This window comes from Mesorhizobium sp. L2C084A000, assembly GCF_000502875.1.
Classification (GTDB): domain Bacteria; phylum Pseudomonadota; class Alphaproteobacteria; order Rhizobiales; family Rhizobiaceae; genus Mesorhizobium.
In genome coordinates this window covers 373,771-400,470 of record NZ_AYWX01000002.1, presented here as the reverse complement: position 1 = coordinate 400,470, position 26,700 = coordinate 373,771, and the positions used below count along the sequence as shown (strand labels likewise).

The 26,700-nt window shown below is 62.8% G+C and carries 27 protein-coding genes and 1 pseudogene; 16 read left to right on the top strand and 12 right to left on the bottom strand.

The annotated features are described in order from the left end of the window. The first annotated feature begins 2 nt into the window (after window positions 1–2). From X735_RS159345 to X735_RS159360, 4 genes are all read left to right on the top strand, one after another. Window positions 3–491: a GNAT family N-acetyltransferase gene (locus X735_RS159345; RefSeq protein WP_023809718.1), complete on the top strand. Its 489-nt coding sequence runs from the start codon at window positions 3–5 to the stop codon at window positions 489–491. A gap of 251 nt (window positions 492–742) precedes the next feature. Then, entirely contained in the window at window positions 743–2,011 is a 1,269-nt protein-coding gene (locus tag X735_RS159350) for an ABC transporter substrate-binding protein (protein WP_023809717.1), read from the top strand. A gap of 46 nt (window positions 2,012–2,057) precedes the next feature. Then, a complete protein-coding gene (locus tag X735_RS159355; protein ID WP_023809716.1) occupies window positions 2,058–3,020 on the top strand; it encodes a sugar ABC transporter permease in 963 nt (320 codons plus the stop codon). 1 nt (window position 3,021) lies between these two features. After that, window positions 3,022–3,846: a carbohydrate ABC transporter permease gene (locus tag X735_RS159360; protein ID WP_023809715.1), complete on the top strand. Its 825-nt coding sequence runs from the start codon at window positions 3,022–3,024 to the stop codon at window positions 3,844–3,846. Window positions 3,847–3,859: 13 nt separating this feature from the next. Here the strand turns inward: X735_RS159360 and X735_RS159365 are convergent, their stop codons facing one another. Next, window positions 3,860–4,195, bottom strand: coding sequence for a hypothetical protein (locus X735_RS159365; protein ID WP_023809714.1), 336 nt, complete (start codon window positions 4,193–4,195; stop codon window positions 3,860–3,862). 145 nt (window positions 4,196–4,340) lie between these two features. On the opposite strand from X735_RS159365, the gene X735_RS159370 reads away from it, so the two are divergent. After that, window positions 4,341–5,084 carry a DUF899 family protein gene (locus tag X735_RS159370; RefSeq protein ID WP_023809713.1) on the top strand — a complete coding sequence of 248 codons (744 nt, stop codon included), beginning with the start codon at window positions 4,341–4,343 and terminating at the stop codon, window positions 5,082–5,084. Between the two features lie 209 nt (window positions 5,085–5,293). Beyond that, entirely contained in the window at window positions 5,294–5,848 is a 555-nt protein-coding gene (locus X735_RS159375) for a DUF4142 domain-containing protein (RefSeq protein ID WP_023809712.1), read from the top strand. A 343-nt stretch (window positions 5,849–6,191) separates the two neighbouring features. Here X735_RS159375 and X735_RS159380 read toward each other — a convergent pair whose 3' ends face one another. Further along, window positions 6,192–6,512, bottom strand: coding sequence for a DUF1476 domain-containing protein (locus X735_RS159380; protein WP_023809711.1), 321 nt, complete (start codon window positions 6,510–6,512; stop codon window positions 6,192–6,194). Between the two features lie 211 nt (window positions 6,513–6,723). Here X735_RS159380 and X735_RS159385 point away from each other — a divergent pair, with 211 nt between their 5' ends. The 5 genes from X735_RS159385 (at window position 6,724) to X735_RS159405 (ending at window position 10,634) form a co-directional block, all read left to right on the top strand. After that, window positions 6,724–7,107: a DUF6152 family protein gene (locus X735_RS159385; protein ID WP_023809710.1), complete on the top strand. Its 384-nt coding sequence runs from the start codon at window positions 6,724–6,726 to the stop codon at window positions 7,105–7,107. Continuing rightward, window positions 7,108–7,569 (top strand): DUF6644 family protein, encoded by a 462-nt coding sequence (locus X735_RS159390; protein ID WP_023809709.1) that lies wholly within the window; start codon window positions 7,108–7,110, stop codon window positions 7,567–7,569. A 347-nt stretch (window positions 7,570–7,916) separates the two neighbouring features. Further along, complete coding sequence (locus tag X735_RS159395; RefSeq protein ID WP_023809708.1) at window positions 7,917–8,309, top strand: RidA family protein; 393 nt, start codon at window positions 7,917–7,919, stop codon at window positions 8,307–8,309. Window positions 8,310–8,684: 375 nt separating this feature from the next. Next, window positions 8,685–9,758, top strand: coding sequence for an ATP-binding protein (locus tag X735_RS1000000167200; RefSeq protein WP_210164042.1), 1,074 nt, complete (start codon window positions 8,685–8,687; stop codon window positions 9,756–9,758). An 18-nt stretch (window positions 9,759–9,776) separates the two neighbouring features. Next, on the top strand, window positions 9,777–10,634 hold the full coding sequence (locus X735_RS159405) for a hypothetical protein (protein ID WP_155930557.1): 858 nt from the start codon (window positions 9,777–9,779) through the stop codon (window positions 10,632–10,634). A gap of 33 nt (window positions 10,635–10,667) precedes the next feature. On the opposite strand, the gene carB is transcribed toward X735_RS159405, so the two are convergent. The 4 genes and pseudogenes from carB to X735_RS159420 form a co-directional block, all read right to left on the bottom strand. Then, on the bottom strand, window positions 10,668–14,165 hold the full coding sequence (carB, locus tag X735_RS159410) for a carbamoyl-phosphate synthase large subunit (protein WP_023809705.1): 3,498 nt from the start codon (window positions 14,163–14,165) through the stop codon (window positions 10,668–10,670). Between the two features lie 280 nt (window positions 14,166–14,445). Then, window positions 14,446–15,345, bottom strand: a complete 900-nt coding sequence (locus tag X735_RS159415; RefSeq protein ID WP_023809704.1) for an SH3 domain-containing protein — start codon at window positions 15,343–15,345, stop codon at window positions 14,446–14,448. Between the two features lie 178 nt (window positions 15,346–15,523). After that, a pseudogene (locus X735_RS1000000170380) lies at window positions 15,524–16,290 on the bottom strand (metallophosphoesterase family protein). 76 nt (window positions 16,291–16,366) lie between these two features. Beyond that, window positions 16,367–16,723 carry a helix-turn-helix transcriptional regulator gene (locus X735_RS159420; RefSeq protein ID WP_023809703.1) on the bottom strand — a complete coding sequence of 119 codons (357 nt, stop codon included), beginning with the start codon at window positions 16,721–16,723 and terminating at the stop codon, window positions 16,367–16,369. Between the two features lie 199 nt (window positions 16,724–16,922). On the opposite strand from X735_RS159420, the gene X735_RS159425 reads away from it, so the two are divergent. Continuing rightward, window positions 16,923–18,101, top strand: coding sequence for an MFS transporter (locus X735_RS159425; protein WP_023809702.1), 1,179 nt, complete (start codon window positions 16,923–16,925; stop codon window positions 18,099–18,101). 28 nt (window positions 18,102–18,129) lie between these two features. On the opposite strand, the gene X735_RS159430 is transcribed toward X735_RS159425, so the two are convergent. Continuing rightward, a complete protein-coding gene (locus X735_RS159430; protein ID WP_023809701.1) occupies window positions 18,130–18,588 on the bottom strand; it encodes a MarR family winged helix-turn-helix transcriptional regulator in 459 nt (152 codons plus the stop codon). Window positions 18,589–18,796: 208 nt separating this feature from the next. Between X735_RS159430 and X735_RS159435 the strand changes: the two genes are divergently transcribed. Next, window positions 18,797–19,591 carry an SDR family oxidoreductase gene (locus tag X735_RS159435; protein ID WP_023809700.1) on the top strand — a complete coding sequence of 265 codons (795 nt, stop codon included), beginning with the start codon at window positions 18,797–18,799 and terminating at the stop codon, window positions 19,589–19,591. 73 nt (window positions 19,592–19,664) lie between these two features. Here the strand turns inward: X735_RS159435 and X735_RS159440 are convergent, their stop codons facing one another. Together X735_RS159440 and X735_RS159445 are read right to left on the bottom strand one after the other, a co-directional pair. Continuing rightward, complete coding sequence (locus tag X735_RS159440) at window positions 19,665–20,603, bottom strand: IS110 family transposase (protein WP_023809699.1); 939 nt, start codon at window positions 20,601–20,603, stop codon at window positions 19,665–19,667. 423 nt (window positions 20,604–21,026) lie between these two features. After that, window positions 21,027–21,626 carry a LysE family translocator gene (locus X735_RS159445; RefSeq protein WP_023809698.1) on the bottom strand — a complete coding sequence of 200 codons (600 nt, stop codon included), beginning with the start codon at window positions 21,624–21,626 and terminating at the stop codon, window positions 21,027–21,029. Window positions 21,627–21,722: 96 nt separating this feature from the next. Here X735_RS159445 and X735_RS159450 point away from each other — a divergent pair, with 96 nt between their 5' ends. Further along, window positions 21,723–22,592 carry a LysR substrate-binding domain-containing protein gene (locus X735_RS159450; RefSeq protein WP_023809697.1) on the top strand — a complete coding sequence of 290 codons (870 nt, stop codon included), beginning with the start codon at window positions 21,723–21,725 and terminating at the stop codon, window positions 22,590–22,592. Window positions 22,593–22,663: 71 nt separating this feature from the next. On the opposite strand, the gene X735_RS159455 is transcribed toward X735_RS159450, so the two are convergent. The 3 genes from X735_RS159455 to X735_RS159465 all read right to left on the bottom strand — a co-directional run bounded on the left by X735_RS159455 (window position 22,664) and on the right by X735_RS159465 (window position 25,716). Then, window positions 22,664–23,314, bottom strand: coding sequence for a dihydrofolate reductase family protein (locus X735_RS159455; RefSeq protein ID WP_023809696.1), 651 nt, complete (start codon window positions 23,312–23,314; stop codon window positions 22,664–22,666). Between the two features lie 107 nt (window positions 23,315–23,421). Continuing rightward, a complete protein-coding gene (locus tag X735_RS159460; RefSeq protein WP_023809695.1) occupies window positions 23,422–24,264 on the bottom strand; it encodes a protein-L-isoaspartate O-methyltransferase in 843 nt (280 codons plus the stop codon). 87 nt (window positions 24,265–24,351) lie between these two features. Continuing rightward, window positions 24,352–25,716 carry an Nramp family divalent metal transporter gene (locus X735_RS159465; RefSeq protein ID WP_023809694.1) on the bottom strand — a complete coding sequence of 455 codons (1,365 nt, stop codon included), beginning with the start codon at window positions 25,714–25,716 and terminating at the stop codon, window positions 24,352–24,354. Between the two features lie 234 nt (window positions 25,717–25,950). Between X735_RS159465 and mntR the strand changes: the two genes are divergently transcribed. Further along, window positions 25,951–26,403, top strand: a complete 453-nt coding sequence (gene mntR, locus X735_RS159470; RefSeq protein WP_023809693.1) for a manganese-binding transcriptional regulator MntR — start codon at window positions 25,951–25,953, stop codon at window positions 26,401–26,403. A 97-nt stretch (window positions 26,404–26,500) separates the two neighbouring features. Continuing rightward, window positions 26,501–26,689 carry a hypothetical protein gene (locus tag X735_RS159475; RefSeq protein ID WP_023809692.1) on the top strand — a complete coding sequence of 63 codons (189 nt, stop codon included), beginning with the start codon at window positions 26,501–26,503 and terminating at the stop codon, window positions 26,687–26,689. Window positions 26,690–26,700 lie beyond the last annotated feature (11 nt).

Here is a 26,700-nt window from a genome sequence, read left to right as displayed (position 1 = left end):
CAATGCCTGAACCGCGCCCGCCGGCTCTGAATGACATCCGGCTGTGCAAAATCCTCGACGAGACGCTGGTTCCGCCGCACTGGCCGGAGGGTTTTGTCATGCGCAGCTTCGAGCCCGGTGACGCGCCCGCCCTGCATGCGCTTTTGACTGAAGTGTTCGATGACGACGCCGATGGTCCGTTCGACGAGTGGTGGCCGCGTATCGCGGACGATCCCGAATTCGACCCGGCGCTGTGCTTCCTCGTCATCGACGCCAAGGGCCGGCTGGCGGCGGCGGCGTTGTGCTGGACCCGCGGCTTCGTCAAGGACCTCGCCGTTCATCCCGAGGCGCGCGGCAGGGGTGTTGCCGAAGCGCTGATGTGGCACGCCTTCGCCGTTTTTCGCGAACGCGGCGCCGATCATGTCGACCTCAAGACCAACACGGTCGAGAATCCCGCCGCGGTCCGGCTCTATGAGCGGCTGGGGATGATGCCTGTCGCCTGGGAAGGCTAGGGTGTGCGGATATTCAGGTGATGCCGGCCTGCAAGCGACGGTTCCCTGCGCTTCCGGCCTTCGCCGGCCGAAGCACCCATAGTTGCCTGACCTGAATCTCAACACACCCTGATGCATGTCGCCCACGCAGGAACGGCATGATTTGGGAACCCAAAAGCGCCGCTTCGCATTTAATGGGAGGTGAGGGCCTGACAAGCTGCCGGCGCGTGGGAGGATTTTCCGTCACCGGCTGCGGAGGGACATCCACCACCATGACGTTTTCTCACGCATTCCTTGCGGTCGGCGTCGCTGCCATGCTCGCTGGCACGCCAGCATGGGCCGTCGATCTGTCGATCGTGTCGGGCGATACCGGCGATGGCATCAAGGTGCTGCGCGAGATCCTCGACCGTTACGAGAAAGACAGCGGCAACAAGGTCGGCATCGTCGTCATGCCGGCGTCCGGGACCGACCAGTTCGGCCAGTACCGGCTTTGGCTTGCCGCCGGAAACAGCGACATCGACGTCTACCAGACGGATGTGATCTGGGCGCCGCAACTCGCCAGCCAGCTCGTGGATTTGACCGCAGCGACCAAGGATATCGTGGCTGAGCATTTCCCGTCGATCATCCAGTCGCAGACCGTCGACGGCAAGCTCGTCGCCTTGCCGATCTTTACCGATGCGCCGGCGCTCTACTACCGCAAGGATCTCCTCGACAAATATGGCGCCAAGGTGCCGGCCACCTGGAAGGAACTGGCCGACACCGCCAAGCTGGTCATGGACAAGGAGCGTGCGGCTGGCAATCGGGATATCTGGGGCTTCGTCTTTCAGGGCAATGCCTATGAGGGGCTGACCTGCGACGCGCTCGAATGGGTGATGTCGAATGGCGGCGGCCAGATCATCGAGCCGGACGGCACCATCTCCGTCAACAACAGCCAAGCGGCGGCGGTGCTCGACATGGTCAAGGGCTGGGTCGGGACCATCGCGCCACCCGGCGTGCTCGCCTACCAGGAAGAGGAATCGCGCGGTGTCTGGCAGACAGGCAATGCGGTGTTCATGCGCAACTGGCCCTATGCCTACGCGCTCGGCAACGGCGAGGGCTCGCCGATCAAGGGCAAATTCGACGTGGCGCCGCTGCCGGCCGGCACGGGCGAGGGCGCCCGACCGGTCGGGGCCCTGGGCGGCTGGAATCTCGCCGTCTCCAAATATTCGAAGCATCCGGATGCCGCGATCGAGCTGATCAAGTTCATCGCCTCGCCCGCGATGCAGAAATACCGCACGCTGAAGACGTCCAACCTGCCGACCATCCAGGCGCTGTATGACGATGCCGACATCGCCAGGCAACAGCCGATCGTTCCGCGCTGGAAGCAGATCTTTCTCGATGCGGTGCCGCGCCCCTCGGCCGCGACCAGGATCAAATACAACGAGGCGTCGAGCCAGTTCTGGAACGCCGTGCACAACACGCTCTCGGGCGACGGCACTGCCGCCGACGATCTGGCCGATCTCGAAGCGATGCTGACCAAGTTGAAGGGCCGAGGCTGGTGACGATACTGGGACAGCCACCCGGCGGGACCGCAACGAGCGGAGCGAGATGACAGGGACGGAACCGGAAACAGCCAGGGCCGCGCACTCGCAGTTGACGGCGCAGCGCGTTCGCTCGGCGTGGCTTTTCCTGGCGCCAATGCTGCTGGTGCTCGCCGCGGCGGCCGGCTGGCCGCTTGCCCGCACGGTCTATTTCAGCTTCACCGATGCCTCGCTGGCCGATCTCGATGCGCGCCAATGGGTCGGCTTCGCCAATTATTTCTCGGTGTTCAGCATGCCGAGCGGCAGGACCCTCTATGACGGGTTGCTCGTCGATCCGGTCTGGTGGCGTGCCGTCTGGAACACGGTTCGTTTCACAGTGATTTCGGTGACCTGCGAGACCATCCTCGGCACCATCGTTGCCCTGGTTCTCAACGCGGAATTCGCCGGCCGCGGCATCGTCAGGGCAGCGATCCTGATCCCCTGGGCGATCCCGACGATCGTCTCGGCGAAGATGTGGCAATGGATGCTCAACGACCAGTTCGGCATCATCAATGTCGTGTTGCTCAACCTCGGCCTGATCAGCGCCAAGATCGCCTGGACGGCCAACGCCGACACGGCGATGGCGGCGGTCCTCATCGTCGATATCTGGAAGGCGACACCATTCATGACGCTGCTCATCCTGGCCGCGCTGCAGATGCTGCCGAGGGAGATCATCGAGGTCGCCAGGCTCGACGGCGCCAACCCCTGGCAGATCTTCTGGCGGGTGACCTTGCCGCTCATCCGCCCCGCGCTGATGGTGGCCGTGATCTTCCGCGCGCTCGATGCACTGCGCATCTTCGACCTGATCTATGTGCTGACGCCCAACAATGTGCACACCAAGTCGATGTCGGTGTTCGCCCGCGAGAACCTGTTCGAGTTCGACAAGTTCGCCTATGGCTCCGCCGCCTCGACCTTGCTCTTCCTGATCCTCGCTTTGCTCACCATCGTCACCATCCGGATCGGCCGGATAAGCCTGGACGGAGGCCGCTGACATGTGGATCCTGAAGCGCACGGCCTTTTACCTGCTGGTCGCGGTCATCGTCTTCGTCGCCGTGTTCCCGTTCTACTACGCCATCGTCACCAGCCTGAAATCGGGGACCGACCTGTTCCGAGCCGATCTGTGGCCGACGACGATCCGTCTTGCCAATTACCGGAATGTGCTGACCGAGGGCAGCTTCGTGCGCAACCTCGCGAACTCGCTCTTCGTCTCCGGCGCAGTCGTCGCGTTGTCGCTGTTGCTCGGCGTCACATCAGCCTATGCGCTGGCGCGCATTCGCTTTCGCGGTCGCTCGGCCCTGCTGTTCATCATCCTGTCGGTGTCGATGTTCCCGCAGGTGGCGCTGCTGGCCGGGCTGTTCGAACTGGTCCGCCTGTTCGGCCTCTACAATTCGCTGTTCGCGCTGATCTTCTCCTACATGATCTTCACCTTGCCGTTCACCGTCTGGGTGCTCACCACCTTCGTCCGCGACCTGCCGGTCGAGGTCGAGGAGGCGGCGATCCTAGACGGCGCGACGCCGTGGATCATCATCACGCGGGTCTTCCTGCCGCTGATGTGGCCGGCGCTGGCGACCACCGGCCTGCTGGCTTTCATCGGCGCGTGGAACGAGTTCCTGTTTGCCCTGACCTTCACCTCCAACAACGCACAGCGGACCGTGCCGGTAGCGATCGCGCTGCTCTCCGGCAACTCGCAGTTCGAGATCCCTTGGGGCAACATCATGGCGGCCTCGGTGATCGTCACGGTGCCGCTGGTGGTGCTGGTGCTGATCTTCCAGCGCGAGATCGTTTCCGGCCTCACCGCCGGCGGGGTCAAGGGGTGAGGGGGCGAAACGCTCAGATGTCCGGTGCGTTGCCGATCTTCTTCTTGAGCTCCAGCGCCCAGGCGCGGCCTTCGTCGCCGCCCCACAGCAGCCAGGCAATGTAGCCGGCCGAAGGGTTTTGCTCATTGCCGTAGTTCCTGCCGCGCTTGTCGATCTCGTGGCGGGCGAAATAGCTGACCATGCGGCGAATGGTGGAGGGCGCGAGCTTTTCCCGGTTCTTCAGCTCGGTGGCGCGGGCCACGCCGATCTCGGTGCCGCCGCGGCCGAATTCGCCGCGTAGCCTGAGGCCCTTGGCGGCATTGTCGGCCACCACTTGCGGGCAGCGCAGATCGATCTCGTCGTCGTGCATCTTGTCCCCCGGATCACGCTGCCCGAACAGGTATTACGACATCTCGCCAGGCGCAATGAATGTCGGGACCGATCGCCGCCAAACGTCCTTGGGTCGCAGAGCAACCGCGCCGGGACGCCGGCGCCGCGACTTGAAGGAGCCGATCATGATCACCTTTCCTAACGAATCCGCGAAATACCGCACCGCGCGCGAAAAACTGCTGCGCAAGGAAATCGAGCTGCGCCGCGTCATGGAAGAGGTCGCCGAGGCCCGGCGCGCGCTGCCGCCGGGCGGGCTGATCCGTCAGGACTATGAGTTCGACGGGCTGGATACCGATCGAAGGCCGGCCAAGATTAAGCTTTCGGAGCTGTTCGCGCCGGGCAAGGACAGCTTGATCCTTTACAACATGATGTTCCCGCGCCACCCGCAGGAGAAGCGCGATGTGGCGACCAGCGGCGGCACGGCCAGGCTCGCCCGGCAGGACCAGCCATGCCCTTCCTGCACGGCATTGCTCGATCAGTTCGACGGCGCCGTCGGGCATCTCCAGGCCGCCGGCTTCAATTTCGCGGTGGTGGGCAAGACCGCGCTCGAAAACCTGGTCACGCTCGGCCGCGACCGGGGCTGGCGCAACATGCGGCTGGTGTCTTCGGCTTCCAACAGCTTCAAGCGCGACTACAATGCGGAGGCGGCCGACGGCTCACAGATCCCGCTGCTGTCGGTGTTCCACCGCGACGGCGACGGCATACGCCATTTCTGGAGCTCGGAACTGGATTTCGCACCGACGGAGCCGGGCCAGGACCCACGCGGCCTTGGTACCTGCGAAACGCTGTGGAACCTGATGGATTTCACGCCTGAAGGCCGCCCGAACTGGAACGAGCAGTTGCAATATGGCGGGGCGTGTTGCCACTGAAAGGCAGCTCTGGTCAGCCGCCGCGTTTTAGTTTTCGGAACATGAGTCCCATGGCTGGCTCGAACGAGGGCATCGGCGAGCGTTCGAGTCAGGCACGGATCGGTGGGGCGATTGAGGCGACGTGCGCAGGCTTCTTCCTCATGAGCTGCAACCGGAGTGCCCAAGCGACGTTGGATTGTCCGAGGGACAATTTCAACCGGAGACATGCCATGAAAACGCTTACCATTCTGACCGCAGCAGCATTGCTTGCCGGCGCGCCGGCCTTTGCCCAGTCGAACACGACCGCCACGACCACGCCGCTCGCCACGACGACGAAGGTCGACACTTCGACCTTCATCAAGACGGTGCCGAGCGCCAATGAGTTCGAGATCGAGTCCAGCAAGCTCGCCGAGCAGAAGGCGACCGACGCCGACGTCAAGGCGTTCGCCAAACAGATGATCTCCGATCACACCAAGGCCGGCGAGGAATTCAAGGCGGCGCTTGCCCAGGGCCAGACAACCTCGGCCACAGCGCCGTCCGGTCCGGCCCTGCAGCCCAAGGAGCAGAAGATGCTCGATGAGTTGAAGAGCGCCAGCGGCGATCAGTTCCAGGCGAAATACATCGAAATGCAGACCAACGCCCACAAGGAAGCCGTCGCGCTGTTCAGCGGCTATGCAAAGTCAGGCGACGACCCGGCGATGAAGGAATTCGCCAAGAAGACGCTGCCGACGCTGCAGATGCACGAAAAGCACGTGAAGGAACTGGCGGCCGCGCATCAGGGGTGAGGGCGGTTCAGGTCGGCGCTCTACGGCGCCCCCCTCTGTCCTGCCGGACGTTCGTTATTTGGAAAGCCAAGCAATTGGCTTTCCATCCGCTTCGCGGACCACTCCTCAACCCCCACAGGTGGGGAGATTGGCCGTCGTCACTGTTTTCGCCAATTTTCAACGTTGCAAGATGAAGGCCGGCGCCAAAGCTGCCAATCCCCCTTGAGGGGGAGATGTCCGGCAGGACAGAGGGGGCGCCGTAGAGCGCTACCATGGAAGCCAGCCCGCTTGGCAAACCAACACCACAATGTGGCCCTGTGCCTCAAGGACGGCACGCCCTATACCGATCAAGGCTGAGCGCTGCTCAGGTCGACTTGATCTGCTCGACCGCGGTCACCAGCAGGTCTTCCATGGCGGTGCGTATCTGGGCATCCGACTGGGCGATGCCTGCCGCGTCGAAATCAGCGCGGACCTTGCGGAACACATCGTTGTCGCCGGCCTCTTCGAAGTCCGCGTGCACGACCTCCTTCGCATAGCCGTCGGCATCCGCACCGGATTTGCCGAGCTTTTCGGCGGCCCACAGGCCGAGCAGCTTGTTGCGGCGCGCCATGGCCCTAAACTTCGTTTCCTCGTCCATCGCGAACTTCTTTTCGAAGCCTTCCTGACGGTCTCTCATGCTGCTCATGGTTTGCCTCGTTTAGATGTGAGTCCGGTCTTCAGCCTGGGGGAAGAACGGCAGGAGAGGCGAGAGTGGCGCGCATGGATGTCATTAGCAAGGCAAGGTCGCCGGTGATTGAGCGGGCGCCTGGCGGCAGTGGTCTTCGCCCGATGTGATTTGACGTCGCCGTGCTGTGTCCTACTCTCGAATGCCTCTGGATGAACCGAGGAGACGAGCGATGCAGTTCAACGGAATTCGCGGCGTCTTGCTGACGGCGGCCGTGATCCTTGCAGCCGGCACCGCGGCCTATGCCCATCATGGCTGGTCGTGGACGCAGGACGGGTTTTTCGAACTCAGGGGCAAGATCACGGCCATCTATATCGGCAATCCGCACGCCACGCTGGATGTCGACGCCGAGGGCGAGGCCTGGCGGGTGGAGATGGCGCCGCCGTCCCGCACGATCGCCGCCGGCTTCACGGAGGAGGTGGCCAAGGTCGGCGACGAGGTGACCGCGATCGGCAACCGCTCGCTCGAGGCGACCGAAAAGCGCATGAAGGCGGTGCGCCTCATCGTCAACGGGAAGACCTATGATGTCTATCCCGACCGCGTGCCGCCGGCCTAGATGACGGAGCTTCTCGCCGGCATCGAGCAACTCGCTTTGGCGCGGTGGCTGAAGGCGTCCTTCGTCGCCTACCCCGTGGTCAATGCGCTCCACATCATGTCGATCGGCGCGCTGCTGACCAGCGTCGTTCTCATGGACCTCAGGATCTGCGGCGCTTTCCGCTCGCTGCCGCAAGCGGCGTTCGTCGCGCTGCTGCGCCGCACCGCTTTGGCGGCATTCGTGGGTGCGCTTGTCACAGGCTCGCTGCTGTTTTCGGTCAAGGCGAGCACCTATGCGGCAATGCCGATTTTCCTCGCCAAGATGACACTCATCCTTGTTGCCGGCGTCAACTTCCTCGCCTTCATGCGCTTCTCCCGCGCAACAGATAGCGACGAGCCGGCAGGTGGGACCGTCCTGGCCGTGCTCTCGATTCTGCTGTGGATTTCCGTGTTTTTCGCCGGACGGTTCATCGGTTTTCTCTGATTAGAGCGAGCGCCTGCACTGGCGTTCCGCCAGTGCAGGGATAAGCTCCCTGAAGCACCTGGGTTGTCACCTACAGTTTTTTTGCGAAGAGGACCCCCACCCCTAACCCCTCCCCACAAGGGGGAGGGAGACTTCCGTTGGCGCTGACCTAGGCAAATCGTCTGTCTTTCGGCGCCGAAGAAGAATTTAAAGGCACGCGGCAGCGTTCCCTCCCCCTTGTGGGGAGGGTTAGGGTGGGGGTCCTTCTTCGCAAGAATCCACATGCGATAGCCCTGCCCTTGGGAAGGTTAGGGGGCTCTTCATTAGCGCTAACGCGGCAGCCTGCTGCATACTCAGGGAGAACCACCATGAAGAAAGAAATCATCGAAGTGCCGGTCATGTCGGCGAAGGTGCGGGCGCTCGGCCTGCCGTGTTCGACTGCGGTGAGGGCCAACGGCTTCGTGTTCATCTCGGCGACGCCGCCGGTGGACATGGTGACCGGCGAGATGGTGCGCGGCGATATCGAGGCGCAGACCGAGGCGTCGCTGAAGGCGCTGAAACATTGCCTGGAAGCGGCCGGCACCTCGCTGGACAATGTGGTGATGGTGCGCATCTACGCCGTCAATTCCGGCTTCTACAACGCCATCAACCGCGTCTATGCCAGGTACTTTTCGACCAACCCGCCGGCGCGGAGTTTTGTGCCGGTGGCGTCGTGGCCGATGGAGTTTGACATCGAGATTGAGTGTGTGGCGGTGGCTTGAGTCTCGTGCCCCGTCGAACTGATGCCGATCGAGGACGGCGATGAACGCTACTAAGCTAGACCACTGCGCGGTCTTTGCTATGGCTCTCCCTTGAAGTGGCCATGCGCAGCCCGTCGATATCATTTCTTGCTCTGACGTCGACTGGATGTGCCTGGGTTCGATAGGTCGTTCTTTGCGCGAGTATCGGGCCCTATCCGGGCAGTAGTGGGAAGCGGATCAGATCTCAAAATAATAAACTTGGAGTGATGAGGCGAGCGGCCAATCGACATTGCGATTGCGTGATGCAATCGCTATTGTCAATGCACTAAATTGCCAGATACATCGCAGATGGGGGGTCGACTAGTGAATCTTGATGTTTTTGGGCTAAACTCTCAGATGAGCCCAGACGAGAATAGGCTTGTTAAGAAAAGAGATCTTAGAAATCTGCTGACTTCATACGCGGATGAGGCTGATGTTTTTACCGAAATAATTCAAAATGCTTTAGACGCGATTAGAACCGCTAGCGAAATTGGAATTTACAAGGATGAATCGCCAAAGATAACAATATTTTTGGGTAGAAGAAACAACGAATCTCATTATTTCGCAGTCCAAGACAATGGTATTGGGATGAGTCCTGAGACTGCGGCGAAATTCACGGCGCCCGGCTTCTCGTCTTTGAAGAAAATGGGAAAGACCGTCGGTTACAAAGGAGTGGGGGCGTCGTTTTTCTTCGCGGCTTCCAACCGCATAAGCTTTCGTACAGTTGATCCAACGGGCACGGTAAGCGCAGCAGGTATTATCGGATCACTTCAGTGGGTACTAAATGACACGTCCCCTTTGCCGATCGTAACAGGAGATTTTGATGCCCCTCAGGCAGTTATTGACCGCAATTCAGACAGGCACGGGACAGCAGTTGTTTACTATTTCGATCCGGCGTGGAAGCCTTCCAGTTTAACATACGTGGTTCGGAAGGAAGATGACGCGAATCTTGAAATTGAGCATTGGGCATTTTTTCTCTGCTGCCGTACATCACTGGGGCGAACCCAGGTTCTCAATGGAATAGACGTAGAGGTTGAGTTTGTACTGGATAAAGGGGATGGGGATGTGCATTCTGCAACTTGGCGTACGGGAGATTGGAGTCCGCAAGAGAGAAAGTTAGGGTACCCTTTCCCGCACAAAGTTTTGAAAGTGGCGCATTCAGTAAGAGATATTGAAAATACACCGGACCACTCTAAGACGAAGCACAATCGAAAATACCAGGCGGTACGTGAGTTATTTACAAAAGATCAGATATTGGGCCTTGATCCAAAGATTGATTTTACGCCTGAGGAAGATGCGTTCATTGAAGAGCATCTGGATTTTGTTGAAATATTTTTTGCGTACTCTACAGATATACTTAAAGAAATAAATATCAGGAGTGGATGTCGAGCCGCGCCCATCAGGTATGGCATCAAACTTTCTGTAGACTGAGTTCCTCAGGGGCGCTTCTTGGATTTCGACTTGACGTCCAATCAAGGGCTTGGACGCCAAGCTCATTGCGTTATGGGTTTTTCTAGGCTGGAACTGGACGTTGGGAGAAAGATACCGGCCAATGAGGCTGTGACCGAAGTAGTTAGGAAGATTGGAGTTCGCATGATGACGGTCGTGGGCGAATTTCGGTGGGCCATGCGGATTAAGGATCGCCCAGACATTGCCACTGATCTATCGAACTGGCTCCTGAGTGTGGAAAATCGGTCTAAGCAATCGATTGTCCGGCATTTATTCAAGCTTGCAGAATCACCGTCTCCACTGGAAGTAGACCCCGATAGTGAAAACGATGTCATATATTTGTTTGGGGCGATGATAGCGAAGCAGTTTCTGAAAGGCTACCGAGTTAGAGCTTTGTCCGGCTCGGCGCGGTATGACGGCTTACTTGACATTAATCACAGTGAGAGCACTGATTCGTATAGCGATCCGCTTTCGCGCAGAGATGCTGAGAATACTGTTGATGGCCTTGGTAAGGTTCTTGAATTTAAATATGCCTTTTCTGCGTTAATTGACGATTTCGAGAGTAAGAAGAAGAACCCGAGGGAAATTGACGTGGCGGTCGTGTGGACACTTCCGACACTTGGAGTTAACAGAGGGTCTATCGAATATTGCTATGCCGACAAGGAGGACGTTCGACCAATCTATGGTGGAACACACATTTGGCGAGATGAAAATGACACCTCAAGAATTCCAATAATTTGTCTCCGGCACGTCTGCGCTCTGCTGTCGAAAAGCCTTGAGTCGAAGGAAGGCAAGCCAGGATTTGGGACTGGCGTTTATGAGAAATTTTTGGAGGAAGATCGAGATCAATCGATATAAACTATGGTAAGGGCCAATTGCGGCGAACATCGTTCAGCCAAAATACTCCTGAAGCGGCCTGACCTCCAGGCTCCCCGCCTTCAGCGCCGCAATCGCTTCCGCCACCGCGGCCGCTCCCGATAGCGTCGTATAATACGGCACCTTCTGCATCAGCGTCGCGCGCCGCAGCGACTTCGAGTCCGACACCGCCTTCTGGCCGTCCGTCGTGTTGAAGACGATCTGCACCTGGCGGTTGCGGATGGCGTCTTCGATGTGGGGGCGGCCTTCCAGCACCTTGTTGATTTTTTGGGCGTCGACGCCGTTTTCGGCGAGGAAGCGGGCGGTGCCGGAGGTCGCCAGCACCTTGAAGCCGAGGCCGGCGAGGCGCTTGACCGCCGGCAGGATGCCTTTCTTGTCCTCGTCCCGCACCGAGACGAACAGGGTGCCGGAGCGGGGGAGATCAACACCTGCGCCCAGCTGGCTCTTGGCGAAGGCGAGCGCGAAGTCGCGGTCGAGGCCCATGACCTCGCCGGTCGAGCGCATTTCCGGCCCGAGCAATATGTCGACGCCGGGGAAGCGCGCGAAGGGGAAGACGGCTTCCTTGACCGCGATGTGGCCGGGGTTTCTGGGGTCGGGCATGGCGCCGTAATGGGCGAAAGCGTCTTCCAGCTTTTCGCCGGCCATGATGCGGGCAGCAATTTTCGCGATCGGCCGGCCGATGGTCTTGGCGACGAAGGGCACGGTGCGTGACGCCCGCGGATTGACCTCCAGCACATAGACCGTGCCGTCCTTGATCGCATACTGCACGTTCATCAGGCCGCCGACATTGAGCGCGCGGGCGAGCGCCGCCGTCTGCCGCTCCAACTCGTCGACCAGTTCCGAAGGCAGCGAGTGCACCGGCAGCGAGCAGGCGCTGTCGCCCGAATGGATGCCGGCCTCCTCGATGTGCTCCAATATGCCGGAGACGAAGGTCGACTTGCCGTCGCAGAGGCAGTCGACATCGACCTCGATGGCGCCACTGAGATAGGTGTCGAACAGCAGCGGGTTCTTGCCCAGCAGCGTGTTGATCTGCCCGGTCTTGTCGTTGGGGTACTTCTGCTTGATGTCCTCCGGCACTAGGCCAGGCACGGTGTCGAGCAGATAGGTCTGCAGCATGCCCTCGTCATGGATGATCTGCATGGCGCGGCCGCCGAGCACATAGGACGGGCGCACCACCAGCGGGAAGCCGAGCTCGCCGGCAACCAGGCGGGCCTGCTCGACCGAATAGGCGATGCCGTTCTTCGGCTGGCTGAGGCCGAGCTTGTGCAGCAGCTTCTGGAAGCGGTCGCGGTCTTCGGCCAGATCGATCATGTCGGGCGAGGTGCCGAGGATCGGGATGCCGGCCTTCTCCAGCGCATCGGCGAGCTTCAGCGGCGTCTGGCCGCCGAACTGGACGATGACGCCGACCAGTTCGCCCGAGGCCTGCTCGGCGCGCAGGATCTCCAGCACGTCTTCCGCTGTCAGCGGCTCGAAATAGAGCCGGTCCGACGTGTCGTAGTCGGTGGAGACCGTCTCCGGATTGCAGTTGATCATGATCGCTTCGTAGCCGGCGTCGCGCAGCGCGAAGGCGGCGTGGCAGCAGCAATAGTCGAACTCGATGCCCTGGCCGATGCGGTTCGGACCGCCACCGAGGATGACGACCTTCTTGCGCGACGACACCTGCGCCTCGTTGGCGAGGCTGCCTGCGAACGGCACCTCATAGGTCGAGTACATGTAGGCGGTGGGCGAGGCGAACTCGGCGGCGCAGGTGTCGATGCGCTTGTAGACCGGATGAACGTCGAGCTTTTCGCGAATCTTCGCAATCACTTCCACGTCTGTCTTCGTCAGTGACGCGAGGCGCGCATCGGAGAAGCCCATCGCCTTCAGCATGCGCAGGTTGACGGCGTCCTGCGGGATGCCGTGCTCGCGGATGCGTGCTTCCATGGCGACGATGCCGGCGATCTGCTCGAGGAACCACGGGTCGATCTTGCACATTGCGTGCACGTCTTCCAGCGAGGTGCCCATGCGGATCGCCTGCGCCACCATGCGCAGCCGGTCGGGCGTCGGCGTGCCGAGTGCGGCGCGGATGGCGTTGCGGTCGTCGACATGGTTGGCGGCCCCGTAGCCGAGGCCGGGAATCTCGATCTCGTCGAGCCCGGTCAGGCCGGTTTCCAGACCACGCAGGGCCTTCTGCAGCGATTCCTGGAAGGTGCGGCCGATGGCCATCACTTCGCCGACCGACTTCATGGCGGTGGTCAGCACCGGCTCGGCGCCGGGGAATTTCTCGAACGCAAAGCGCGGGATCTTGGTGACGACGTAATCGATCGACGGTTCGAAGGAGGCTGGCGTCGCGCCGCCGGTGATGTCGTTCTCCAGCTCGTCCAGCGTGTAGCCGACCGCGAGTTTTGCGGCGATCTTGGCGATCGGGAAACCGGTCGCCTTTGAAGCCAAGGCGGAGCTGCGCGAGACGCGCGGATTCATCTCGATGACGACCAGGCGGCCATCGGCCGGGTTGACGGCGAACTGCACGTTGGAGCCGCCGGTCTCGACGCCGATCTCGCGCAGCACCGCGATCGAGGCGTTGCGCATCATCTGGTATTCCTTGTCGGTGAGCGTGAGCGCCGGGGCGACGGTGATCGAATCGCCGGTGTGCACGCCCATCGGGTCGATGTTCTCGATCGAGCAGACGATGATGCAATTGTCCGCCTTGTCGCGGACGACCTCCATCTCATACTCCTTCCAGCCGAGCACGCTCTCCTCGATCAGCACTTCGGTGGTCGGCGAGGCGTCAAGGCCGGACTGGACGATCTCGTAGAATTCGGCGCGGTTGTAGGCGATGCCGCCGCCGGTACCGCCCATGGTGAAGGACGGGCGGATGATGGCGGGCAGGCCGACATGGTCGAGCGCCTGGGCGGCGATCGCCATGCCATGGCTGATGTAGCGCTGCTTGCGGTCGCCTTCGCCGAGGTTCCAGCTTGTTTCCAGCGCGTCGAGCGCGGCGTCGAGATCGGCCGGCGCTTCGGCCTTGACCGCGGCGCGCTCGGCCTCATGCGTCTTGCGGTCGGTGTTCTTGACGTCGGTGGCGTTGGCCAGCATCGACTTCGGCGTTTCCAGCCCGATCTTGTGCATCGCCTCGCGAAACAGCGCGCGGTCCTCGGCCTTGTCGATGGCCGTGGCGTCGGCGCCGATCATCTCGACATTGTAACGCTCGAGCACGCCCATGCGGCGCAGCGACAGAGCGGTGTTGAGCGCGGTCTGGCCGCCCATGGTCGGCAGCAGCGCGTCGGGCCGCTCCTTGGCGATGATCTTGGCGACCACTTCAGGCGTGATCGGCTCGATATAGGTGGCGTCGGCCAGTTCCGGGTCGGTCATGATGGTGGCCGGGTTGGAATTGACCAGGATGACGCGGAAGCCTTCCTCCTTCAGTGCCTTGCACGCCTGCGTGCCGGAATAGTCGAACTCGCAGGCCTGGCCGATGACGATGGGGCCGGCCCCGATGATCAGGATCGACTTGATGTCAGTGCGTCTTGGCATGTCAAAGGTCCGTTCGGCGGGCGGCTTGCACAAAAAACCGGGACGGGAAGACCCGGCCGGTTGTGCTCGCGATTCTGGTATCAGGCTAGGAGGGCCTTATAGGGAAGAGTTTTGACTGATGTAACCCCGAAAATGCGAGGTAGGGGAGTAGGGGAATAGGGGAATAGGGGAATAGGGGAATAGGGGAATAGGGGAATAGGGGAATAGGGGAATAGGGTGTGGGTTCGAGGGAATTCCAAACATACTCCCTTATTCCCTTATTCCCCTACTCCCCTAAATTCTAATTCCCCAGCGCCAGCTGATCCGTAATCTCAAACCGCTCGGCCTCGCCGATGCGTATCATGTTGAGGCTGCCCTCCCGAGTGAAGCGGAAATTGCCGTCCGCGTCGGAACCGGCCGGCTGGCCGGCACGGAAGGAGATGATGCGCGTGCCGCCATCGGGCCAGGTCACAGTGATGTTCGCCTTGTCGGCGGTGTGCACCACGCTGACCTTGCAGCGCTCCATTGGCTGGCCGACATAGCGGGCGCAGGGAATCTCGGGGCCAGAAGCCGGCGTCGGAACGGAATCAAGCGGGACGTCAGGCGCCGCCAGCGCCAGTACGTACGCATCCTGCATCGCGGCGCGGCCGATTTCGGCGGCGGATTTTGGCGTGCTTTCGACTGCCGGACCGGCGCCGCCAAGCCGCGCTGTCAGGTCGGGCGGTGCGACCGGCGCCCTATCGGTGGCCTGCGATTGATCCGGCGCCGAGGCCTGCCCGGCCTCATTGGCGCTGCCGGTGGAGGCAACCACCGGCGAATCGGCCGGTCTTGTCTCGCCTTCGACATAGGGGGCCGGATTGAGGGGGATGAGATAGCGCGCCGGCGCCCAGCCGCTCAGCTTCTCCTTGCCCGTGCTCTCGATCTTGCACCATTTGTAGCCGTTGATGTCGTTGCAGCCGAGATTGGTGACCATGTCGCCGCTGCTCAGCCGCGCCTCGACCGTGGCGACCGGCGATGCGGTGGTGCGGACCTTGAGAAGATCGTCCGGCGCCAGGCCGGTGACGACGGAGATGACGAGGTCCGGCGCCTCTTGGGCCATCTCTTCAGCCATAGCGGGGGCAATCACCGGCCACGCCGTCATCAACAGCGGAGCAGCAATCAGCGCATGCAGGGTTGTTCGGAGCGTAACTGTGCGCCTCATCGTTTGGCCGTGCGCTGACATCATGCCGCGGCGGATCGAGCCCGCCGCAAGCCCGGCCGGTTTTATAAGGGACGACGCGGCGCCATGTAAGCCCGAAAATTCGGCTCGCCGTTCCGCCGGTCCCAACCCGGCCCGCCAGGCCGTGAGCCTACTCAGCCGGGCATGAACGCAAGAGCGTTCAGCCGGGCATGGGCATGAACCCTGTTCTGAGCGCGTGAGCCCATTCCGGCCGGCCCGCCTGTTCGGCTTGCCTGGCGGCCGCCTCGTGGTCGTAGTCGACGGCGATGGCCTCGAAGCGGTCGGACTGGCCGTTGCTGCCCAAGGTGACGATGCCGTAGCGCGCATGCGGCGAGCCCTGCTCGGAGACATGCGCCGGCGGTGTGGAATCGTCATAGGCGGGGCAGCCGATGCTGCCCGGGTTGAAGATGACGGGACCATCGGGGACGCGGATCAGTTCCGCGCGGTGGCTGTGGCCGCACAGCGCGCGATGCGGCAAGCCGGGTCGAGCGCCTTCAGCCGCCGCCGGATCGCCGTCAGCGGCGCACGCACCAGCTGGCCATTGACGATGGTATCGGCGAGATATTTCTCGTCATGGTCGGGACGGGCGTGGAAAGCGATGATTCCGGGTGCGATCTCCAGCGTCAGCGGCTGGGCGAAAAGCATCTGGCGCTGCGTCTCGGTCAGCCGCTCCTGCGCATAGGCGTCGGAGGGCCACATGGTGTCATCAGCGGGGTCGGCGGCGACACGGCGGTCGTGGTTGCCGCGCACTGTCGGCAGGTTCAGCGCCTCCAACCGCGCAAACGTCTCGCGCGGCCAGAGCGGGCCGGAAACGCTGTCACCCAGGTTGACGGTCAGGTCGGCGCCGCCGCGCCGCTTCAGATCGTCAAGCACGGCGTCGAGCGCCAGCACATTGCCGTGGATATCGGCGAGGACGGCGATGCGCATTTTCGGGAGGCTCCTGTGTGACGCCGCTTTTCCTTTTCCCACGTCCGTAAGGCGAGGAACCCAAATTCTTCGGCGTTCAGGCGTGGATTTCGATGTCGTGGCCGCCGACCGCCGGCACTGCCGGATCGTTGCCGGCGGCGGCGATGACGCTGTCGAGCAGGCCGGGGAAGCGGGCGTCGAGATCGGCGCGGCGCAGTGTGATCATGCGGTTGGTGCCGACCACCTCGGCACGGGTGACGCCGGCCTCGCGCAGTTTGGCGAGGTGGTAGCTCAGATTGGTCTTCGAGCCGAAATCCAGGAACTGGCTGCAGTTCAGCGGCACGCCTTGCTTGCTGGCGAGATAGCGCACGATGGCGAGCCGGGTCGGATCGCCGAGCACGCCAAGCACGATCGGCAGGCTGATCTGGTCCGTATTGGGGTGTGGCAAGGTCATGGCTCGAAACTAAGCACAGTCGGGTCCGATTTCAACGCATCCATCATTGTTGGCCCGCACGCGGCCTTTCTCCGTCTCGCGCCGACCTGTGCTGACACAGGGCTGTCAGGAAGGTTCAGCTATTTTTCCCTGGCTTCATTGACATGATGCCCTATTATGTCCAATTGTTCAATAACTTTTGAACTAAGGACATCCCGCCATGGACAAGCGCCTTTTCTGGCTAGCGCTCGGATCGTTTACGATCTCGACCGAAGGCTTCGTCATCTCCAGCCTTCTGCCCGACATCGCGGCGGATGCCGGCATCTCCATTCCGCTGGCCGGCACGCTGATCACCGCCTTTGCGCTCGCCTATGCGATCGGCACGCCGATCCTGGCGACGCTGACAGGCGAATGGGACCGGCGCCGCGTCATCCTGTGGACGCTGGTGTTCTTCGTGCTCGGCAACATCGCTGCTGCCTTGAGTTCCTCCTTCGAACTGCTGCTGATCGCGCGCATCGTCATGGCGCTGTCGTCGGGCCTGTTCGCCGCAACCGCGCAAGGCACCGCGGTGGCGCTGGTCGATGACCATCACCGGGCGCGTGCCATCGCCGTCGTCGTTGGCGGCACTACGGTGGCCGTTGCCCTGGGTGCGCCGCTGGGCGCGCTCGTTGCCACCGTTGCCGGCTGGCGCGGCACCTTTTTTGCCATCGCCGGCCTTGGCGCGCTTGCAGGCGCGATCCTGTGGTACCGGCTGCCGCGGGGCATCGTTGGCACCAGGCTGCCCTTGAAGCGCAGGCTGGCGGCAGCGCTGCGTCCCGGCGTGATGCCGATCCTGTTGACGACAGTGCTGGCGCTGATCGGCGCCTTCACCGTCTTTGCCTATGTCGCGCCGCTTGCCATCGAGGGCGGCGGTCTCAGCCAGATCGCGCTGCCCGGCATGCTGCTCGCCTTCGGCGTCGGTGCCGTCATCGGCAACATTGGCGGCGGCCAGGCCGCCGACCGGTTCGGCGCGACCCGCACCGTCGGCTGGTCGCTGGCGCTGAGTGCCGGCATGCTGGTCCTGCTATCGGTCATCCCGACCTTTCTGCCGCCGCATATTGCCGGACCGGCGCTGATGGCGATGATGGTGCCGTGGGGCATCGTCGGCTGGGCCTTCCCGCCGGCGCAGGCCAGCCGCATCATCAAGCTGGCGCCCGACGCCGCCCCGATCGTGCTGTCGCTCAATGCCTCGGCGCTCTATCTCGGCGTGGCGCTGGGCGCCGTGGTCGGTGGCGCCGTGCTGCGCTACGGCGCGCCGGCCGATCTCGGCATGGTCGCCGCGATCTTCCCGATCGTCGGGCTTGGCATCGTGGTGGCCGGCCGCTGGGCGGCTCGGCCCGTGGCGATGCCTGCCGAGTAGAGTCTGTTGACAACGGCGGCCCAACGCCTCAGGGCGTGGCCGGCGGCAGATCGAAATCCAGCGCGGCGATCTCATCCAGAGCCGCGCGCAGCCTTTCCGCCTTGTCCTTGCCGGCCACGTCCTCGAAGCGCTGCTGGGCGATGTGCCACAGCTTCATCGCCTCATCGAGCTTGACCAGACCCTGCGGCGTCAGCCGCACGCGCTTGACGCGGCGGTCGTCCGGATCGGCGAAGGTCTCGACATAGCCGTCGCGGATCAGTGGCTTCAACGTATGACCGAGCGCCGACAGGTCCATGATCAGCGACGTGGCGATGGCGCCCATCGCCGGCTCGTCGCCGATATGGATCTGGTAGAGCAGGCCCTGCTGTGTCGCCTTGAGGCCTGACGGCTCCACCACATCATCATAAAACTTGCCGAGCTTGCGCGCCGCACGGCGCAGCGCGGCGTTGTTGCAGAGCGTGAGGCCGGGCAAGCTGTCCTTTGACATGATGGTCCTTGGCGCCGGCGAATGAGGCCCGGCTGCTACCCTCAAATAATCCTCGTCCGTATCATTGACAAGATAGTGGCATATGCCTACTTCACAATTAGTGGCATATGCCACTAATTCAAATCAAGCGGCTTTCCGGCAGCGCGGCAGATGCCACGGCGCCGGATCAGTCGAAGCGAACCAGATCAGTCGAAGAAGGAACAGGACAATGAGTGGACAGGGCAACAAGGGCACGGCGGTCGTCACCGGTGCTTCGTCGGGCATCGGCGCGGTCTATGCCGACCGGCTGGCGGGGCAGGGCTACGATCTGGTGCTGGTGGCGCGGCGCGCCGACCGGCTGGAGGAACTGGCCGGGAAGCTGCGCCAGACCTATAGCCGCAAGGTCAGCGTGATCAGCGCCGACCTCTCCAACGACGACGACGTCCGCCGCGTCGAGCAGGAGATCGCCAGCGACGACAGCGTGACGCTGCTGGTCAACAATGCCGGCCTTGGCGGCCAGTCCGTGGTGGCAACCGCCGATGCGGACGCTGCCGAACGCATGATCAAGGTCAATGTCATCGCCTTGACGCGGCTGACCCGTGCCGTGCTGCCGGGGTTTTTGGCGCGCAACCGAGGTGCGGTCGTCAACATCGCCTCGGTGCTTGCCTTCGACACCTCGTTCGGCGGCATCTACAGCGGCACCAAGGCCTATGTCGTCAACTTCACCGAGGCTCTGCACCGCGAGGTCGAGGGTACGGAGGTGAAGGTGCAGGTGGTGCTGCCGGGCGCGACACGGACCGATTTCTGGGAGCTTGCCGGCAGCGATATCGACCAGCTTCCGAAGGAAATCATCATGACGGCCGACGATATGGTCGATGCGGCCCTTGTCGGCCTTGCCAGGGGTGAAGCCGTCACCGTGCCGGCGCTCGCCGAGCCGGCCAAGCTGGACATTTTCCTCGGTGCCCGGCAGGCCTTCTACGGCAGCCTGCACGCCGACAAGCCTGCGGCCCGCTACGCGGCTTGAGGGTTTCGAGGCCGATAGCAGAAACTGGGTTCCTCGCCCCCACGTGAGTGGGGGAGAGCGACTATCTGGGGTGTCAAGTTGCAATTACGAACTCGTTGCGCGCATCGCGTGCTTTTGCATTGAGGATGACCAGGAGTTTTCTGGCGAGTGCGATGCGGATGAGCATTTTTGGCTTTCCCGCCTGTTGCAACCGTTGAGCGAAAGCTTTGAGATGAGGATCGAATTTGGCCACGATAGCTGCGACGATGAAGAGGATGCCACGCGGCCCGGCGCGTCCGCCTCGCACATGCCTGTTGCCGGTGCGCTTGCCGCTATCGTTGGCGAAAGGAGCCAGGCCTGCCAGCTTGGCGATGGCCTTGTTGGAGATGAGGCCGATCTCGGGCAGTTCGGCCATCAGACGGGCGACAGTGCGCCCGGCTACGCCCTTGAGCGAACGAAAGGCTCGCTCCAGCCTGGCCCACAGCGGATCGTCATCGATCATCGAGGCAATCTCGCCTTCCAGGCGCCGTTGCTCGCGCTTGAGGAAGGCCAGCGTCGCCTCGATGCTGGCGCATACCTCGGCGTCGCATGCGGCACTTCTACGCTGCTTGTTGATGGTCGCATCGCCGACAATCTGGCAAAGCCGGCCAACCAACGCGGTAAGCCGCTGTTGGGCAGCGCTTGGCGGTGGCGTCGGCACCGTGTTCTTGACTGCGCCGTAATGGGCGATGACAGCGGCGTCGATCCTGTCGGTCTTCTCCAGATAGCCCATCGCCTCGGCGAAACGGCGCACGCTCTTGGCATTGACCACGCCGCACGGCATGCCGTGCGCCCACAAGAGCATGAACCCCAGCCGTTCATAGCCGCCCGATGCCTCCATCACCGCAAGGGCTGCGCCATGGCTGCGGCAGAACAGCCAAAGAGCTGCAATCCCCGCCGCATCGTTGGCGAAGCGCGCTGCCGCTCCGCCAGGCCGGACATGCGCGTCCAGCCAATCTTTCGAAACATCAACTCCACAAATAATCCTGTTCACGGTAACCTGCCTTGTGCGTACGGTTGGAACCAAGCGACTGTTCGGTCGTGCGTGACGAAGGCGAAGATCCCAAGCTCTCCCGCGGTTGTAACCTCAGGTGGTACGGGCGACTTCGCCAAGCCAAGGTCCGGGCGGCCGCCCGGACCTTGGCTCAATCGCTCTAATCCCACGAAATCTCTCTCGTGTAGATACAAGGTGGCNGGGCGGCCGCCCGGACCTTGGCTCAATCGCTCTAATCCCACGAAATCTCTCTCGTGTAGATACAAGGTGGCTCGGCGAAGCCGAGACGGAGAGGGGGACTGGCTCGACGGAGATCAAGTTTCAAGAAGTATCCGCCCTACGAAGCCCCCTCTCCGACCGCTTCGCGGCCACCTCTCCCCCGCGTTGCGAGGGCGAGGAACCCAGGTTCTGCAAGGCCGCGCTTTACGCCGTCCGCCACATCGGAATGATCGAGGCGGCCAGCACCAGCGCCAGCACGATGTTGAGCGCGCGCCATTGCCATTCGGTCTTGAGCAGCCGCGCCAGCACCATTCCGGCCACGCACCACAGCGACAGCGAGGCGGCCGCCGCGAGGCCGAAAGTGGCGCCGAGCAGCAGCGCGAGCTGCATCGGCCCGCTGGCCAGCGCCGCGAACGAGGCCGCGGCGCCCAGCCCCATCGCCCAGCCCTTCGGGTTCATCCATTGAATGCCGGCGCCGCCGAGAAAGCTGTTCGGCCTGGCCATGCTCACATCCAGATTGGGCGGTCCGCTGCGGCCGATCTTGATCGCCAGCCAGAGGAGATAGAGCGAGCCGATGACCTTCATGGCCAGTTGCAGCGAAGGCATGGCAAGCAGCAGACCGGCGAGCCCGGCGGCGGCGGCACCCGTCACCGTGGCGAGGCCGGCGGCGCTGCCGACCAGCAGAGGCACGGAACGGCGAAACCCGAACTGGGCGCCGGACGCCGTAGACAGGGTTGTGGCGATGCCGGGCGTGGTGGTGGCGACGATGGCAAACAGGATGAGCGGGAGAATGGGCTCGAGCATGCGGCGTCCTCTGTCAGGGCTGCGATCGTAGCTGCGCGCGAACTTCAGTAAATGCAATGTTTGCCATGGTCGGCATTAGGATGGATAATGCCAGCCATGATCCGAAATCTCGACATGGCGCTGATCCGCACCTTCATCACCGTCGCCGACAAGGCCAGCATGACGGCGGCGGCCAATGCGCTGCACCTGACGCAAGGTGCTGTCAGCCAGCAGGTCAAGCGGCTGGAGGAGGCGCTCGGCTCCAGCCTCTTCGAGCGCGACCGGCGCGGCTTGCGGCTGACGCGCGCCGGTGAACAGCTGTTCGGCAGGGGCAAGCGGTTGCTGGCCTTGAATGACGAGATCTGGGCGGAGATGGCTGGGACACCGGTGGCCGGCCAGGTGCGGCTCGGCGTGCCCTACGACCTTGTCGGCACCTTGCTGGCGCCGGTGCTGAAGACCTATGCCGAGACCTATCCGCAGGTTGAGATATCGCTGGTCTGCGCCTCGTCGCCGGAATTGGCTGCTGCCCTTGCGGCCGGGACCATCGACCTTGCGGTGATCGAGGAACGCGTCGGCCCGTCGGCGGGCGAGTGCCTTGCCATCGACCGGCTGGTCTGGGTCGGCGCCAAGGGCGGCGTTGCCCGCGCCAAGCGGCCGCTGCCGGTGTCGATCGTCGCCGACACCTGCGCCTTCCGCCCGGCGGTGCTGGCGGCGCTCGGTGAGCATGGGCTGGAGTGGCGCACCGTGTTCGAAAACGGCAACATCGACGCGACGACGGCGACGGTGCGCTCCGACCTCGCCGTCACCGCCTGGCTAGCCTCCACGGTTCCGGCGGATCTCGACATATTGCCACCGGAGTCCGGCCTGCCGCCACTGCCGAATTTTGCCATCAACCTGCATCTGCCGAGGCATGGGGTAGGGCCGGCGGCGCAGGAATTCGCACGCCATATCCGCGATGGGCTGGCACGACGGCCGGTGGCGGCTTGAGAGACTTCTCAGAACTTGGGTTCCTCTACCCCGTCGATCGGGGGAGAGGAAAGGGTGCAAAGGCCGTCCTGCTACTTCCAGTTCTTGCGCCGTTCGAGCTCGGCGTCGGACGGCTCCCCTGTGACAAACGACCCAACCTTGATCTCGCCCGATCGTTCGTAGGTCGCCATGATGACGCCGGTGCTGGTTGCCTGCGACTTGATGAGCTTGAAGGCGGCCGGCATCGCGCTGTCGCCGAACAGCCGCTTGCCCTTGCCCAGCAATAGCGGGAAGATCATCAGCCGAATTTCGTCGATCAGCCCGTTGGCGAGCAAAGTCTGGATCAGATCGCCAGATCCCTGGATGAGCAGGTCCGGCCCATCCTCCTGCTTGAGGCGGCGCAACGTCGCGATGATATCGGCTCCGAGCGCTTGCGTGTTCTGCCAGGTGAGGGTGTCAGGCCGATGCGTCGCCACATATTTGGTCGCGGGGTTGAAGGCATCCGCGATCGGATCTTTCTGATACGGCCAGTAGGCGGCGAAGATGTCGTAGGTTCTGCGGCCGAGCAGCAGGGCGAAAGGCTTGGAGAACAGTTCATCCATCGCCGCGGCCCCCGCCTCGTCAACGTAATGGAAGGTCCAGCCGCCGAACTTGAAGCCGCCGGCCGGATCCTCTTCCGGGCCGCCGGGTGCCTGCATGACGCCGTCAAGGCTGACGAATGTCGCAGAGATGATCTTTCTCATCCAATGCTCCCGTTCTTCGATCCACGCCGTCGTGGCCGGACTTCAGCCCAAGGACGGGCGACGAGCCACCGGTCCGACAGGACATATGAAATTTTGGCAAACCACCATCATTTGCGAGGCCCGGGGTGGAGATCTTCCGACGAGAACCAGACATCGCCCGATATGGCGGTGGCGGTGTCGTCCGGTGCCCTGTCCTGGACCAGCCAGATCGAGCGGCTGCGCGCGGCCTGCTCGCGCGTCGGGATCCTCGACGCTGAGTCTGCGAGCGAGGCGCCGACACAGGGAATGAACCACGATCGCATGAACGGATCGCAGGCGAAGCCTTTTTGCGTGCGGATCACCATCACCGCCAGTGGGACGCGCTCGGCCGGGCGCCAGGGGAAGATCATGCGGCCGCCAGGTCGCAGCGCCTTCAGCCACCCTGCTGGTGGCGCTGCGACGCCAGCATTGACATAGATGATGTCGGATGGCGGCAGGGGCGTCGTCACCGCATCGCCATGGACGACCGTTGCATTGCCATATGCTTCGAGATTTTTGCGCGCCAGATCGGCCAGTTTTTCGTCGAGTTCGAAGCCGGTGACGGTGCCGCCTGGTAAAACCAGCCTGGCCAGCACGGCGGTGTAGTAGCCGGTGCCGGCGCCGATATGAGTGACGGCCTCACCAGGTTTAGGCGCAAGCTTTCCGATCCACATGGCGTGCAGGAAGGGCTCGCCATTGTTGATGCCCTTGTCGTCGTCGAGCGTCACCAGCACGTTCTGATAGATATGAGCCGGGTCGGCGCTCGGCGTCGTGACCTTGCCGTTGCCGGCGATGACCGTCCACGGCCCGGGACCGAGAAACGCTTCGCGTGGCACCTCGGCGAAAGCCGCTTCCAGGCGTGGGTCGGGCGAGCCGGCATTGGCGACCAGCAGCCGCGCGTAGAATTTCCTGATGTCTTCGATCCGGGCCATGCTGCGGGACAACATAGCGCGGATTGCCAATTTGTCGCGAGGCTACCCTCTGCGCAGAGGGTAGTCGATTTCCCGGCGAGGCGGAGCTTAGCCGATCCCGAACAGGGTGTCGTAGAGCAGCTTGAAGTTGAGCCCCAGGATGACTGCGGCGACCACCCAGGCAAGGGCGGCGACGCCGCGCGGAATGGCGAGATTGCCCATCTTCTTCTTGTCGGAGACGAATTGCACCAGCGGGACGACTGCGAAAGGCAACTGCATCGACAGGATCACCTGGCTGAACACCAGCAGCTGGCCGGTGCCCTTTTCGCCATAGAGCGCGGTGACGACCACCACCGGGATGATGGCGAGGCCGCGCGTCAGAAGCCGACGTGCCCAGTTGGGGATGCGCAGGCGCAGAAAGCCTTCCATGATGATCTGGCCAGCAAGCGTCGCCGTCACCGTGGAGTTGAGGCCGGAAGCCAGCAGCGCCACCGCGAACAGGATCGAGGCGATGCCGAGGCCGAGCAGCGGCGACAGCAGCTCGAAGGCTTGGCCGATCTCGGCAACGTCCTGATGGCCGGTGTTATGGAAGGCGACCGCCGACACGATGAGGATCGAGGCGTTGACGAACAGCGCCAGCATCAGGGCGATGGTCGAGTCCGTCGTTGCCCATTTGATGGCATCGCGCTTGCCCTTGTCGGTGCGTTCATAGGCGCGGGTCTGCACGATCGAAGAGTGCAGATAGAGATTGTGCGGCATGACGGTGGCGCCGATGATGCCGATGGCGATGTAGAGCATCGCCGGATTGGTGACGATTTCCGACGACGGCACGAACATGGCATGCAGGATCGAGCCGGCCGGCGGGGCGGCGACGAAGATCTGGATGGCGAAGCAGCTGAAGATGATGATCAAAAGCGCGATGACGAAGGCTTCGAGATAGCGGAAGCCCTTGTTCATCAACAGCAGCACGAGGAAGGCATCGAGCGCCGTCAGCATGGCGCCGCCGATCAGCGGAATGCCGAACAGAAGTTGCAGCGCGATCGCCGTGCCGATGACTTCGGCCAGATCGCAGGCGATGATGGCCAGTTCGCAGGCGATCCACAGCACGAAATTGACTGGACGGGGATAGTAGGCGCGGCAGGCCTGGGCGAGGTCGCGGCCGGTGGCGATGCCGAGCCGTGCCGCCAGCGCCTGCAAAAGGATCGCCATCAGGTTGGACAGCATGATGATGAACAGCAGCGTGTAGCCGAACTGCGCACCGCCGGCGAGATCCGTCGCCCAGTTGCCCGGGTCCATATAGCCGACCGAGACCATGTAGCCGGGACCCATGAAGGCGAACAGGCGACGGAACCAGACGCCCGAGCTTGGCACGGCGATTGTGGAATTGACTTCGCGCAGGCTGGGCTGCTCGTCCTCGTCGGGCCTGGCGAACCGCCATGAGGAACGGGAGGCTGTGGCTTCGGCTTCAGACATGAAGGAGGGCTTTCCGCGAGACTGGACGATGTTGCCTCAAGCTATGCCATGGCTCAACATTATGCAATATGCTATATTTCATTGTCGTTGCTTTTAGGCGGCTGGCGGTCATCGGGTGAAACGGCAATCGGAAGCGCTGGTTGCACCTGTGGCGGAATGCAAATAAACGGCCTGAAGAATCAGAGCCCGTGCTATGAAAGCGTGGACGGGTGATAGCCTCGGGAGGAGCGCATATTGGCGCCGAAGAACAGACCAGTCCCGCGTGAGCCGCTGCTCGACGCCGAAATTCATTCGGAGGGATTCCGGCAGCAGCGCGAAGCGCGCCGCAGCGCGCTGGTCGAGGATTATGTCGAGCTGATCGCCGATCTGATCGAGGACGGCAACGAGGCGCGCCAGGTCGACATTGCCGCACGCCTTGGCGTTGCCCAGCCGACGGTGGCCAAGATGCTGACCAGGCTGTGCGCCGACGGGCTGGTGTCGCGAAAGCCCTATCGCGGCGTTTTCCTGACCGATGCCGGCCGCAAGGTCGCCGAGGAGAGCCGCATCCGCCACCAGACGGTGGAAGCCTTTTTGCGCTCGCTCGGTGTCAGCGCCGAGACGGCGCGCATCGACGCCGAAGGCATCGAGCACCATGTCAGCGTCGAGACGCTGGAAGCGTTTCGCAAGGCGATGACGGCGACGCGTTGAGCCGAACCCGCCGCTGGATTTCCTGAGCCGCCGGAACCGCCGTACGCCACGCACGTTGCTGCTGACACCGCGCGATGTCGCGGCAAGGGAGGAAGCGATGGGCGTTGAACGGGCACCGACCGCAAAGGGCAAGCAGGCTGCCGAGGGACTGACACAGGCGGCGGCAAGCGATGAGCGCAAAACCGAGGCCGAAACCCACCATTCGCTGAAAAAGGGCGCGGCGCGTTTCGAGGAACGTTCGAAGAGCTCCGACGGCAAGAGCGCCGGCGCCAAGCAGGAAGATTAGACGTCTGTCAG